Source organism: Emticicia sp. TH156, from assembly GCF_002855535.1.
In the GTDB taxonomy this organism is placed as follows: domain Bacteria; phylum Bacteroidota; class Bacteroidia; order Cytophagales; family Spirosomataceae; genus Emticicia; species Emticicia fluvialis.
Genome location: NZ_PKRS01000006.1, coordinates 209296 through 223766 on the forward strand (window position 1 = coordinate 209296; position 14471 = coordinate 223766).

10 protein-coding genes are annotated in these 14471 nt (G+C 46.4%); all 10 read right to left on the reverse strand.

The annotated features are described in order from the left end of the window. Positions 1 to 22: 22 nt before the first annotated feature. The 10 genes from C0V77_RS12965 to C0V77_RS13010 all read right to left on the reverse strand — a co-directional run bounded on the left by C0V77_RS12965 (position 23) and on the right by C0V77_RS13010 (position 14461). Complete coding sequence (locus tag C0V77_RS12965) at positions 23 to 2299, reverse strand: glycoside hydrolase family 127 protein (RefSeq protein WP_229236275.1); 2277 nt, start codon at positions 2297 to 2299, stop codon at positions 23 to 25. Between the two features lie 52 nt (positions 2300 to 2351). After that, positions 2352 to 4274 carry an alpha/beta hydrolase-fold protein gene (locus C0V77_RS12970; RefSeq protein ID WP_101726766.1) on the reverse strand — a complete coding sequence of 641 codons (1923 nt, stop codon included), beginning with the start codon at positions 4272 to 4274 and terminating at the stop codon, positions 2352 to 2354. An 80-nt stretch (positions 4275 to 4354) separates the two neighbouring features. Continuing rightward, positions 4355 to 5476: an alpha/beta hydrolase-fold protein gene (locus C0V77_RS12975; RefSeq protein ID WP_101726767.1), complete on the reverse strand. Its 1122-nt coding sequence runs from the start codon at positions 5474 to 5476 to the stop codon at positions 4355 to 4357. A 36-nt stretch (positions 5477 to 5512) separates the two neighbouring features. Beyond that, positions 5513 to 6592, reverse strand: coding sequence for an esterase family protein (locus C0V77_RS12980; protein WP_101726768.1), 1080 nt, complete (start codon positions 6590 to 6592; stop codon positions 5513 to 5515). A gap of 10 nt (positions 6593 to 6602) precedes the next feature. Next, positions 6603 to 7763, reverse strand: coding sequence for an esterase family protein (locus tag C0V77_RS12985; RefSeq protein ID WP_101726894.1), 1161 nt, complete (start codon positions 7761 to 7763; stop codon positions 6603 to 6605). A 32-nt stretch (positions 7764 to 7795) separates the two neighbouring features. Continuing rightward, positions 7796 to 8911: an esterase gene (locus tag C0V77_RS12990; RefSeq protein WP_101726769.1), complete on the reverse strand. Its 1116-nt coding sequence runs from the start codon at positions 8909 to 8911 to the stop codon at positions 7796 to 7798. A gap of 16 nt (positions 8912 to 8927) precedes the next feature. After that, positions 8928 to 11012 carry an alpha-L-fucosidase gene (locus C0V77_RS12995; protein ID WP_101726770.1) on the reverse strand — a complete coding sequence of 695 codons (2085 nt, stop codon included), beginning with the start codon at positions 11010 to 11012 and terminating at the stop codon, positions 8928 to 8930. Between the two features lie 19 nt (positions 11013 to 11031). After that, positions 11032 to 12597 (reverse strand): carboxylesterase/lipase family protein, encoded by a 1566-nt coding sequence (locus C0V77_RS13000; protein WP_101726771.1) that lies wholly within the window; start codon positions 12595 to 12597, stop codon positions 11032 to 11034. Between the two features lie 13 nt (positions 12598 to 12610). Then, entirely contained in the window at positions 12611 to 13516 is a 906-nt protein-coding gene (locus tag C0V77_RS13005; protein ID WP_101726772.1) for an alpha/beta hydrolase, read from the reverse strand. A gap of 96 nt (positions 13517 to 13612) precedes the next feature. Then, positions 13613 to 14461 (reverse strand): sialate O-acetylesterase, encoded by an 849-nt coding sequence (locus C0V77_RS13010; RefSeq protein WP_101726773.1) that lies wholly within the window; start codon positions 14459 to 14461, stop codon positions 13613 to 13615. Positions 14462 to 14471: the final 10 nt, after the last annotated feature.

A 14471-nucleotide genomic window follows, 5' to 3' on the forward strand; every position in this document is an offset into this window, starting at 1 on the left:
AATTTTTATTTTTGTCTTTTTTTTACTCCTTCATGAGCCTGAACTGATTGAATCTGGGCGATAAAGCGTTTTGTATTGTTTCAATTCTTACCTCTACCCATTCGGCATCAATACCTGTAACTAGTAGTAAGTTATCTGCTTTAAGGATTGGTTCAACTGGTTTTCCGTTAATCAATATCCTTACTTTGCCGCTATTGAAGTTTTCCAGCGTGGTAATTTCCAGCTGCCTGCCAGCCAGCCCCTTGTTTTGCATCTGATAAGCAAAATACGCACGTGTAGAACGCCAGAAGTGCTCGTCATCATAGCCGGTATTACTTTTTTCTCCTTTATACTGGTGGTCAACTTCCGATTGCTGTTCTCCACAATTGACTCTATCAATCGTACGCGCTTCAATGGCCAGCAGTTCTTTTTCTTTCTGTTTCAGTTTCTGTTGATGTGCCTCATAATCCTTACCTGTAAAGGTAGGGAAATACATTTGATAGCGGGCTTCGTGAATCTCAAAAAAGGGCTGCAGTGTAAGCGAATCTAAACTAAACCTGAGATTACCGAGCGGCTTTAATTTTGAAACAAAATGGCCGGAGTCATCCACCAGTGCAAATGCCTTGTCGAGCGGATAAAGCGGGCCTTTGGTTTCATGACCCATGCGGCTGTCGTCGGCAAACTGACCCGTGAGGTCCCGGGTTGAGGTGGCTGCCGCCAGCACGATGGGGCCATTGACAAATGCCGCCCAGTTAGAGCCATCCGGCAGAATCTCCAGATGGGTGGCTGTCCTGAAACGGATAATGACCCTGTCGCCTGTTTTCCATTTCCTGTTCAAAGCTGCATAACCGGAAGGCTGCGCCACAAAGTTATGCCTTTTACCATTCACTAACACTTCAAAATGCTGTGCCCATTTCGGAATCCTGATATTGACAGCGAACCGTTTGGGAGGTACCGTTGTAAACACCAATTCTGCTTGATTTTGATATGGGAAATCGGTTTTCTGTGTCAGTCTAATCCCCTTTTCTTTCCAGGTCAGACTTGACGGAATGAACAGGTTGACAAATAATTCATCAGCCGTATGGCTGTAAATCAGCTCGCCATATTTAGTATGGTTTTCAATGCCAGACCCTACGCAGCACCACATACTGGTTTCTGGCTGAGAATACACCCGGTAATGATTGGGGCGGATGGGTGTAAAATACACAAAGCCGCCCTTTTTGGGATGCTGGCTGGACAAGATATGATTGTACATGGTACGCTCATAAAAATCCAGGTATTGCACATCCTGATTATCCAGAAATAAGGCCTTGCTCAGGCGCAACATATTAAACGAATTGCAGGTTTCGGGGCCTTGGTTGGTTGCCAGCATTTTGCTGAAATCATTAACCGGATTGAAATGTTCTCTCATGCTGTTACCGCCAAAGGCTACGCTTCTGGTTTGTGAAACATTCTGCCAGAAATACCGGGCCGCTGCCGACCACTGGCCGTTATTAGTTAAAGCCCCAATTTTCTCAAACCCGATTACTTTCGGAATCTGCGTGTTGGCATGCAGGCCGGTCAGTTTATCCTGCCTGGCTATGAGTGGGTCTAATAATGCCCGATGAGAAAGCCTTTCGGCGGCCTGGAGATACTTACGGTCTTGGGTAAGCATATACAAATCGGCGAAAGTTTCGTTGATACCGCCATGTTCGGTGCGCAGTATCTGCTGAATCTGCGTATCAGAAAGGGGCTGTATCAGGTCAATGAACCAGTCGCCCAAGCCCATCAGAACCTGTTTTGCCTGCTGATTACCGGCAAACTCATAGGCGTCTCGTAAACCGGCAAATAATTTATGAATATTATACAGCGGCACCCAGGTGTTGTTCAGACCAAAGCTGCTGCCGTCAATATCACCTTTATGGATTCTTTCCCAGAACACCTTGCCTTGCGGAATCCCCCCTACGTAACCATTGCCGTTTTTTGCCTGGCATTGAGCCAGCTCATCAATCATGTAATCGAGCCGGGTTTTCATTTCGGCGTTTCCGGTACTGGCATACATCATGGCCAGTGCCGATAGATAATGTCCTCCGATATGCCCATCCAGACCAGAACTTTCCCAGTTTCCATACCGGCTGGTTTTTGGAGGCAGACCGGCATCCATCAGGTAAGGTGCCAGCAGTTTATCGGGGTTCAGCGCCAGAATATACTTCAGGTCAACATCCTGAGCATTCTTAAAAATGCCATCGTTTAGCTTAACTTCCTGCAATGAAAAAGGCCGCATCTGTGCCTGAACAGACAAAGAGCAAAACACCAGACCAATGAATACTATTTTTCTCATATTGTTTTCTAAAAGCTTCACACCTCTAATGCTCAGGATGCACCACAATTAATTATTTGAACAGTAGCTGAGCGAACTCCATCAAATCATGTCGCCAGACAGGCCAGGTGTGTCCACCGGCATACTCACTGTATTTATACTTAACACCTAATTCGTCAAACTTTTTCATCATTATCTGGCAATTGGCATGGGCAATGTCTTCTTTACCTCCCTGCGATATCCAGAATTCTTTCAGGTTGCCGTTTATTTTATCCTTGTTGGTTTTCATGTACTCATACTGTGGGTCAGACAATTTGTTATTATTTGCCCACCAGCCCGAACTGAAAACGCCCAGATAATTAAACATTTCGGTGTTGTGTACACCCGCATGCAAGGTCTGCAAACCACCCATTGACAAACCTGCCAGAGCCCGGTTTTTGCCATCGGCCAGAACCCTGTAGTTCGCTTCAATTACCGGAATCACGCCATTCTTCAGTTCATTTTCAAAGGCTTTCAGGGCGTTTTCATTAAAACCGGCCACGCCGCCACCCATGCCAACGTTACCGTCTACCATCACAATCAGCATGGGTTTTGCTTTCTTTTCAGCAATGAGATTATCCAGAATCAAATCGGTTTTACCCTGTGTTGCCCAGCCTCTCTGGTCTTCACCACCGCCATGCAGCAGGTATAATACCGGATATTTTTCCGTAGACACATCATAACCGGGAGGTGCATAGATATACATTTCCCTCCAACTGTTAGAGGCCTTTGAGAAATACTTTTTGATGCGGATATCGCCATGAGGCACATCTTTCAGCGCATAAAAGCCTCCTTCTTTGTATGGTATTTCAATGCCGCTGGCCATTCGGCTCATACCGTAGAAACTTTCACTGGCGGGGTCGGCCACGGCCACGCCGTCAATCAGCAATGAGTAATAATGAAACCCTCTGCTCACCGAGTCGGTAGTTACCGTCCACACCCCACTGGTGTCTTTTACCATGTCATACTTTTTGCCCAGGTCAATCTGCACCTTTTGGGCTGCTGGCGCTTTTACCTTAAATATCACCCGGTTATCAGGCAGTATCTGCGGGTACTTGCTGTTTCTGATATTGGTGGCGGCGGGCGTACCCAACACTGAGTAACGGGTAAAGTCTTTGGTACTTACCGGCTTGAACAAAAACTGCGAAAACATATACAGGCCGTTTTTCCAGACTTTAAAATCGTGTACACCCGGCTCAAGGTAATAAATATGCGGCACGTCTTTCTCGTACAGGTAATCATGCGTGCGTTTACTGAAAGTAATCAGTCCGTCTGCATCACCGCACGAAATCCACAGAAGTTTCAGTTTTTTTCTGGCTTCTTCCGGGTCTGGTACCAGTTCTTCCGGCCTTTTGGTATTAGGGGCTGAAGAAAAACCACCTACCCAGGCAAACTTGTCCAGATTGCCCAGACCAAAATTAAGCGATTGCCCGCCACCCATTGACAGCCCCGCAATGGCTCTGTTTTCGCGGTCAGCCAGTACAGGGTATTTCTTTTCAATAAAGGGTATCAGGTCATTCAATAAATCTTTCTCAAAAGTAGCAAAAGCTTCCACTTTCTCGCGGTCAAATATATTGCCAATGGCGCGGTCGTCTTTCATGGCCCTGCCGTTTGGCATCACCACTATCATGGGTTGCAGCTTGCCTTGGGCGTAGAGGTTATCCAGAATTACCGGAGGATTCCCGCCATTCAGCCATTCTTTGTCGTCACCGCCAATGCCATGCAACAGATACAACACCGGATACTTTTTCTTTTTATCAAAACCCGGTGGTGTATACACCAGGGCCTTACGGGTGGCGCCAACGGTTTTGGATTCATATTTTATAGAATCCAGCCTGCCTTTGGCTATGCCGGTTTGTTCTTTATCAAAACCTTTGGGCGCTTCTTTTTCGATTGACTGGGCAAAGGATGAAATCACCATGCCTAAAATACCGATGAGCGATACAATTTTTTTCATCTGATGTAAGAATTTATCTGCCTGCAATAAGAAATTTTTTCAAGAATCTGGCGGGCCACAAGACCCACCAGACCAACGATTTATTTTTTGAAAAGAAGCGGTGCTAACTGAAACAGACTGCGGCGCCAGGTCTGAAACTCATGCCCGGTACCGTCTGACACATAAGATACGGCGTTAAAACCAGCGTTTTTCAGCTCTTCGGCCGCTTTTTTCACACCATCAGGGCGTTCTTTACTGCCACAGCTCAGAAAAATTAATTTCACTTTCGACTTATCCTTGATATCAGCCGGGGCATATATGCCACCACTTAACAAACCATAATAGCCAAAAACATCAGGGTTATTAAGCGTAATGGTCTTTGTTTCCATTCCGCCCATCGACAACCCAGCCATTGCGCGGTTATCCCGGTTGGCCAGTGTACGAAAATGGCCGTCTACATACGGAATCAGCTCATTAATCAGCACCGTCTGAAAAGGGTCAATCTTGAAATTGCGCATTCCACCCGGTTTTACATCGTTGGTCATTCCGTAGGTCATTACAATAATAAAGGGCTTTATTTTGCCTTCGGCTATCATATTATCCATAATCAGGTTGGCGTGGCCCTGGTTGCTCCAGGCGGTTTCATCTTCACCCCAGCCATGTTGCAGATACAAAACAGGATATTTAGCCTTAGTATCTTTTTCGTATCCCGGAGGGGTATAAACAAATGCTCTTCTGGAAGTATTGGTGCTGGGCGATGGGAACAACACCTGCTGTACATGGCCATGCGGTACGTTTTTCAGGGCATAGAAGTCCTGATCATGGGCAGGTATTTCAATGCCGCTTTCCCAACGAACCGAGCCATAATAGTTCAGCGCACCGGGGTCGTTGAATTTCCCGCCATCAATTCTTACATTGTAGTAGTGAAAACCCTCATCCATCGGGCCTTCGGTGGTACCCATCCAGGTACCATCTTCTGCTTTAGCCAGTTTGGTGCCTTTTCCACCGCCCAAACCCAGGCTCACGCGCACGCTGTCGGCGGCGGGTGCAACTATCTTGAAGCGGGCATAACGTTGCGAATTAACCATTGGGTATTCCTGCCCAGGCTGGTTTAATGATGAAGGCTTGAAGTCTTCAATAATACTGGCCTGTTGGGCCTGTGCCACAAAAGCACTACCTGCAAGGGCAGCCACAGCGGCAAGTTGTAATAATGTGCTTTTCATTGTTTTAAGGTTGATTTTGGTAAGAGAGGTATGTAATTATTTAAAAGCCTGTTGTAATGAATTTGCCAGAAACAGTTTACAGTTCATCCAGGTATGCCCGCCAGACACAATCAGCGGCTCCACCTTGATTTTCTTTTCCTGAAACATGGCTATATTTTGTTTCACGCTTTCATAGAGAAAATCTTCGGTGCCTACGCTGATGGTAAAGAGCTTCACCTGTTTGTTTATCAAACCGGCGTTGGGGTTCCAGTCGGTAAAATTATTCTTGAATTCTTCAGTAGCTGTGTACGGGGCATAAGAAAAAATATAACCGAATTTATCGGTATTGGTAAACCCGATATTCAGGGTTTGCCCGCCACCTACCGAAAACCCGGCTATTGCCCGGTTTTTACTGTCGGTCTTAGCCGGATAGTTTGCCTCAATAAACGGGATAATGTCATTAACTATCTCCTTCGTAAAGTCTGGCATCGGGCTTGGGCGCACATTGCCGTATGGCATCACAATAATCATGGGTGTTGCTTTTCCCTGAGCAATGAGGTTGTCGGCAATGAAATTGGCACGGCCTACTTTTGTCCAGGTCTCCTGCGTATCAGAACCGCCATGAATCAGATACAATACCGGATACTTGGTTTTGCCGCTGGCATCAAAATTCGGTGGGGTATATACCAGCAGGTCTCTTGTACGCCCTAGTGTTTTTGAGTTGTAGTATTGATAATGAATTTTTCCGTGCGGCACATTCTGCAAAGCATGCACCAGTGGTGTTTTACCCGGCACATCAACAATACTGCGTTTGAAACGCTCATTGGCAAAAATAAAAGTATTGTTAGGGTCGGCTATCTGTACGCTGTCTACATAGTAGCTGTATGGGTAAATATCCGGTTTAATAGCTGGTACGGTAACAGACCAGATTCCGGCGGTATCTCTGGTCATAGCTACTGGAGCTTTCAGAAATTCGCCTGAAAGTGAGACTCTCTGTGCTTTTTTAGAAAAGTATCTGAACGTAACGCTGTTGTCGGCCTGCACATCAGGCGAACTGATAACGGGCGGTCTTTGTTGTGCGAATACGCCCCCGCCCACCGTTAGCATCAGGAATATGAATAGGATATATTTTTTCATGATTTTAGTTTTATTGAAATAACAAGGGCAGGGTTTCGTTCAAATATTTCTTCACGTTCATCCAGGTATGCCCACCATCCGTTACATAGCTTTTGAAGTTGATTTTTCTGGCTTTAAGATAATCTTCAAACTCAACAGTACCTTTGTACAGAAAGTCTTCAGTACCAATGCCCGACCATAGCAGTTTCAGTTGTTGGTTGGTTTTGCCGGCATTGCCGCCAATATGGCTGAACCCTTTGTCCATTTCAGCGGGTGATATGTACGATGCATAACTGCAAACCCAGGCAAACTTATCCATATTATTAAAAGCAGCCCTGAGCGTTTGCCCCCCACCCCTTGAAAAACCCGCGATGGCTCGGTTCTCACGGTTATTCAGCGTGCGATAGTTTTTCTCTATATATGGAATAATATTGGTGATTAAATCGGTCTCAAAAAATTTGGCTCTTTTAATGGCATCTTCGCTGTCACGGTTCATGATGTCGGCTGGTTTAGCCTGGCTTTTCTGCTCGGCAATGCGTGCCGCCGGATTACCATAAGGCATAACCACAAGCATGGGTTTGGCTTTGCCGTCTGCAATCAGGTTATCTAGTATAAGGTTGGTTTTTCCTACTTTAAAAAAGGTTTCTTCGGTATCGGTTGTGCCGCTTATCAGATAAAAAACGGGGTATTTTTTGGCTTTATCTTTTGTGTATCCCGGTGGTGTGTACACTACCAGAGTTCCGGTTGAACCCTCCACAGAAGGGTAATACTCATAGCTGATGGTACCATGAGGCACATTAGTTAATGAATACACCGACGGGGCATCATCAGGAATCTCAACAAGGCTTGCCTTGAAACGTTCATTCGGGAAAAAGGCTACATTGGCCGGATCCATAACTGTAACGCCATCAACCACAAAACTGTAAGGATAAATATCCGGTTTTACAGGGACGGTGGTAACGCTCCAGATACCCTGCGCATCTTTGGAGAGGTCTACAGGGGCTTTCAGAAACTGCCCGCTGAGTTTTACTTCTTTGGCCGCTGGTGCCAGATACCTGAAAGTTACCGATTTGTCGGCGTTAACCTGTGGCGAAACCACCAAAGGCCCTCTGGGAGGCTGGCCGCTTACCTTGCCTGCGAAAACCAGCAGCAGGGTGAGCGTCAAAAGCTGGATAGTCACAATTGTTTTCATCTTCATAGTTTTTTATTTAAAGCTTAAATCAATTACCGGAATAATTTGGGCACAATGGTTGACAGATACAGTTTGCAGTTCATCCAGGTGTGTCCTCCGTCTGAAATCAGGCTTTCGTATCTGATTTTCTTCTGATTCAGCACCTCCATAAATTCCTGATTCACCCCATACAAACCATCTTCTTTGCCCACCCCAATCCAGAACAATTTCAGATTTTTATTTACCAGTTCAGGATTTTTAAAGGCTGTCTCATTGTTTCTGTCGAACTCGTTTTTGAGCATTCCCGGAGCAAAACCGCACACGTAAGCAAACTTGTCGGTATTGTTCAGTCCGAAGTAAAGGGTGGTGCCGCCTCCGCCCGAAAAACCGGCAATGGCTCTGCTGTTTTTGTCTTTGATGGTTCTGTAGTTTTGTTCAATATAGGGCATCAGGTTGTTGAAGAAATCTTTTTTAAACGCCTGCAGGTTATCCCAGTTTCGCAGGCTGCCTGACGACTTGCTGATAACCGGATAGGCCCGGCCGTAAGGCATCACAATAATCATGGGTATGGCTTTACCCTGCGCTATCAGGTTATCCAGAATAATATTGGCCCGGCCTACCTTTGTCCAGGTTTCTTCGGTATCTGTCGTCCCATGTAGCAGATAGAGTACCGGATAAGAAGCCTTTGTATTGGATTCGTATCCGGGAGGCGTATAAATGACCACGGGGCGTATCCCCAATTCAGGCGAGGTATAATAGCGATAAGCAACCGTACCATGCGGTACAGGCTGAATGGTATGCACCAATGGTGTGCTACCGGTTACTTCAACCAGACTATTCTGGAAACCTTCATTCGGAAAAATAACAGAATTGGCGGGATCGGCTACCGGAAGACCATCAACCTGAAAGGCATACGGATACATATCTGGTTTTACCGGGCCTACTTTCACGCTCCATACACCCCGCTCATCTTTGTTCATGGCCACTGCTGCCTTCTCAAACTGCGCATTGAGTTTTACTTCTCTGGCTGTTGGTGCATAAAGGCGGAAGGTAACGGTGTTATCAGGATGCACCTCCGGCGAAACCACCGTTGGCCTGGGGTTGGGCTGGGCTTTTGCCACTAACCCTAAACCCATCAGTAAGAGGCTTGTAATCAGCTTTTTTTGCATAGTACGGTTTAGATTTTTATTGGGTAATAATATCTATCTCGGCATATCCCGGAGCAGCGCCTTCCTGTACAGTTTTTAAAGCCCGCAGCCTGATGTATCTGGCCTGCGACGGCTCAAACAGCTTATCCTGCCAGAATGGACTGTTCTTAATATTGGCAAACTCGCCTTCACTTTTCAGTTGCCAGGTTTTGTTATCGATTGAAACCTCAAACTGATAATGAGTAATGATACCGGCATCGGCCCACCAGTTCTGGTCTGGCAGGTACTTGAAACCCCTCACCATGTGCTGTGTACCTAAGTCAATTGTTAAATCTACCGGCATCTTCAACCCCTTATCCTGATGCCAGGAGGTATGCGGGTTTCCGTCCAGTACCTGATAGGCTCCTTCTTTGCCGGTGCTAAGTATTTTCCAGCTTTTGCGTGCCACATCAAACTTCTCTTCGCTTATCACGCTTTTTTGCTTTGTAAACGGGTTATAAGCAATGGCTTTTACTTCCAGTTTACCTTCACCGCTTTTTACAGGACCTGTAAAACTGGCCGTATTCGGCCCCGGCATGGTTCCATCTAATGTATAATAGAGCACCGACTCCGCATCGCCAGACTGAAGGTGAACATTACCGGCCTGGTCGCGCATGATAACCGGTGGAGCAAGAATAATCGGGGCATTATAAATTTCCAGATTCGATATGAGCGGGGTACTTTTGGCATCCAGAATATTGAATCTTATCCGGGTTGTTTCCAGAGTCGGAAACCGCAGTATACGCTTGTAGCCAATGGTGGTTGCTCTGGCAATTTCCTGCCATTGGCCTTTTACCAATGCCTCTACGCTAAAGGCTTTTACCCGCTGCCCCAGCTTGATAGGCTCTTGCACCAGAAAGCGGTTAAAGGATATAGGCTTTGCATATTGCAGGGTAAGAGAAGCCTTTCTGCTTGTATCGTTTACCGCCCAGTAACTATCTTTGTCTGCATCTATGGCCTTGGCCGCGCCATAAGTCTGGCTGTTACCTCTAACCTGCGATGCACTGACTTTTGCACCTGCAGCCAGATTTTTTGCAAATGCGGCTTTAAGGGCATTGGCAAATTCAATAGCCACTTTTTCATCCTGCGGGTGAATCAACCCATTGGGCATCACCGGAAAATTAAGTAAAAGTGTACCATTACGCCCGATGGATTGATAGTAGGTATCCATTAGTTGCGGCAATGTTTTTACTTTTCTATTTTCTCTTTCATGATAAAACCATTCAGGACGAATAGAAGTGTTTACCTCGCCCGGCACCCAGGCATTGCCGTTTTCAACACCATGGCGCAACATATCTTCGGGTACATCGCCGGTGGCATTCAACAGGCTCCAGTTAGTTTCACCCACATAGCCTGCTTCAGTTCCCACCCATCGCAAATCGGCCCGGTCTCCGCCATCATTCCATATCACAATATTGGGTTGCAGTTTACGCACCAGCTTATAGGTTTCCGGCCAGTCATAATACGTTTTGGCATCAATTTTACGGGTTTCGTTGGCACCGCCATAATAGCCAGAACCGCCATTGGCGCCATCGAACCACACTTCAAATATATCTCCGTAGTTAGTCAGTAGTTCGGTCAGCTGGTTTCTGAAATAAGTAATATACTCCGGTTTTCCGTAGTCAGGATGGTTTCTGTCCCACGGAGACAGATAAACACCGAATTTGAGGCCATATTCTTTGCAGGCATCTGCCAGCTCTCTTACCACGTCGCCTTTGCCGTTTTTCCAGGGTGCGTTTTTTACCGAGTACTCTGTATATTTAGACGGCCACATACAAAATCCGCTATGGTGTTTAGCCGTAAAAATGATGCCTTTCATGCCAGCTTGCTTACATATTCTTGCCCATTGTCTGCAATCGAGTTTTTCAGGGTTAAACAAAGCCAAAGGTTCATTACCGAACCCCCAGGCCATATCGGTATAGGTGTTTACCGAATAATGAATGAAAGCATAATACTCCATTTTTTGCCACCGAAGCTGATTAGCACTGGGTAAAGGCCCGTAAGGCTGCGGTGGAGTAACCTGGCTAAAAGCCAGTAAAACCAGAAGACTTAAAACTAAAGTAAATAGTGCTGATTTCTTCATTGTAATTGATTATGTGAATTTATTTTGCCCACTCCTTCCCTTCTGCCGTCCGGCGCCACTCAAAGTATTTGTCCAGCACCTGCAAGGCCTCTGCACTTGGCACGGCACCCATTTGTGCTTTTTGATTAAAGTGCATCACTCCTTGTTTCTCCATGCTGAATGGCTCCCATTTGGGCACACCTTTGCCGTTTGGGTCGCCGTATTTGGCAAAGTTTGTCCAATAGGTCATAATAGTTTCTGATACATCGGCATCGGTTGGCGTCTTTTCCTGACTATTCGGATTAATGTGTCCGAACACAAAGCCTACGTCCTGCCCATGCGGAGAACCATAGCCATGTCGCGGTGAATCAGCCGGAAACTCCGGGTGCTGGTCGAAGTAGTAATAGTAAACCTTAGATTTACCCGTTTGTGCCTGCAACCTTGCCCAGCTCCAGGTTTGCCAGCCGAAAGCGGCATCCCGCGCTAAATCACGGGCAGTCTTTGGGACTTTGTTTGCCTCCACCGGATATGCCTTTATCAGTTGATCGGCAAATTTCCCGTAGCGTTTGTTTGTACCATCCACGTAATCTTTAGGAGTTTTGGGTGGAGAGAAACTGGCGCCTTCGTCTGAATTATAGCCAATCAAAATAGGGGTATCGTTATATTTTTTTCTTTCGTATAGCAAGTGCTGGTCGTCAGGCACTACGTAGCCGTCAATGATAGGCCAGGCACCAGGTAGGCCAAATCCCGACGGCAGTTTGTCGGCAGGTAAACTTCTTAATTCAGCCAGATTTTTAGCGCCGGCTTTCTCCATAAACTCTAGTCCCTGTTTTTCTGCCAAAGAAAGCAGTTTCATGTTTTCGCCGGGATACGTTGTACTCCGGTAAGGACCAAAAGAACCGCCACTCTGAGAAATAGCTCCATGAAACAGACCTTTGGCCAAAGGTGAAACACAAAGCATACTGACGGCTATACCCCCGGCAGACTCACCAAAGATGGTTACTTTGTCGGGGTTACCACCAAAGGCTTTGATATTTTGCCGAACCCATTTCAAACCGGCAATCATATCGAGCAATCCATAATTACCTGATACTCGCTGTGGGTTTTCAGCGCTTAACTCCGGATGTGCCAGAAAACCCATCTGCCCTACCCGGTAAGCGATGCTTACCAGTATTACTCCTTTTTGGGCAAGGTTTTCACCAGAGTAAACAGGCTCTGAGGTAGCACCGAAACTAAAGCCACCTCCGTAAATCCAGACCAACACCGGCAGGTTGTCTTTAGAAGTTTTGGCCGGCGACCAGATGTTGAGATACAGACAGTCTTCACTTTTACCAGAAGGTGGATTACCCCCCTGAAATGGAGCCAGAGCAAACTGTATGGTACTTTTTACGCCCGACCAGGCAGCCGCAGGCTGCGGGGCTTTCCAGCGAAGCTCACCGACAGGAGGTGCCGCAAACGGAATACCTTTAAAGACAGATAAACCACCTTCAATTGTACCCTGCACCAACCCCTGCTGCACTTTTACAGGTTTGTCCAGTTGGGCTACACCGGTAACAGGTACTAGCGCCAGCAAAAGTTTTAATAAGTATAAAGATTGTTTTTTCATTAGTTTCAGTTATTTATTTGGTATAACCATAACGTTTTAGCCAATCAAACAAGGGGTTCATCCAGCCCGGGTGCCTGAATATAAATCCATGGTCACCCTTCGGGAAAATATGCATTTCTACGTCTACTTTATGTTTTCTGAGCCGCTCAAAGTAGACGATGCTGTTGTCTACATCCACTACTTTATCATCTGCAGCATGGGTAAGCCATGCTGGTGGTGTATTGGCTTTGATTTGCAAATCGTTTGAAAAATACTGTTTGTCTTCTGAAGATGGATTTTTGCCGAGCAGGTTATCTCTTGAGCCATGATGCGTGAGGCTGTCTAGCATACTGATAACCGGATAAACCAGTATCTGGAAGTCTGGCCGAAGGCTTGTTTTTTCAGGATTACCCACCCAGGCTTTTTCGAAATGTGTGGCGGCGGTGCTGGCCAGATGCCCTCCGGCCGAGAAACCCATAATTCCGATTTTATTTGGGTCAATGCCCCATCCGGCGGCATTGTCTCTCACAAGCTTTATGGCTTGCTGGGCGTCCTGCAAGGGGCCGACTTTCTTATCGTTCATTATTTCGTCACTTGGCAGCCGATACTTTAACACAAAGGCGGCTATCCCTTTTTCTGCCAACGCTTTGGCCGTATTTATGCCTTCGCCGTTATAGACAATTACGCCATACCCTCCGCCGGCAACCACAATCACGGCAGCGCCGGTAGACAGTGCCGGATTAGCCTTGTAGTATTCCAGAGTCGGGTTGGTGATGCCTTTGTAAACGCCGTTTTCTGCCCCTGTCTCTTTTACGGCTGCGGGCTTTGCGTTCGGAACGCCATTCGGGTACAAGATTATTTTTTCCTGAGCAAGGGTAACCAAACTCTGGGCAAAATTGAAAAATGCTGAAATGCAGAATATAAGATATACCCTTTTCATGATAGTTTTATTTAAGGTTGATTTAAGAAAAATAATACTATTATAAATAAGTTTCAGCAATTCATCTAATCTATTGGCAAAGTGCCTTTTGTGCGTTTATTTTCTTCCTTCAGCAACCAGTAGAGCTGCAGCGTACCTCTTGCCGAAATCTCGCACCCCCTCACTGCTGAAATGCAGTTTGTCTGGTACTGCAGGCAGGCCTTTTGACGAAACAACGACGGCTTTTGGCAGAGTTTGAGGCAGCGTAGCTATAATTTCGTTCATGCTGGCACATTTACCGCCCTGGTCTGCACCCACCACTTCTCCGGCAAGCAGAGGAATAGAATTTGGAGTCAGGTTCAAATCAGCCAGAATATCATCATAGAGTTTCTTTACCTGGGCGGGCCAGGTTTTGTCGCCGGTGTTAGACTCTCCCTGATGCAACAGAATACCTTTAATAACGCCCGACTTCTGGGCAATTCTGGCCATTTCAATCAGCCTTTCGTACGGGTTGCCGCCATATTCTTTGGCCATGTTAATCATCCAGGGTTTTTCTTTGGCTGATGAATCCAGATAAGCCTTATACTTTACTTTATCAAAAATTTCAAGTTTGCTACCTGCTACGGCAACGTGTACGAGCCCGAGCGATTGCTCATTGGGCATGGTTTCAAGCATGGCTCGGCCAAAGTAATCAGCTGGCGAAAGCCCTGTTCTACAGCGACACAATGGTGGTTTGGCCGTATACCACTGGCCTTTTGCGCGGTTAATCTGGGGGCAATCTACGGCTTCCAGTATTTTAAAGCGGGGGTCAATAGATAGGGTATCCTGTGCTTCAATGCGCCCGGCACCTTCCATATTTGACTGACCAATGCAGAGGTAGATATGAAAGTTGGGGTTCTGAGCCCTACAAACCTGCCCTGCCAGCAGGGAAGCAGAAATCAGCAGGTAAACAAAGACATTTTTCATAGTTTTAAAG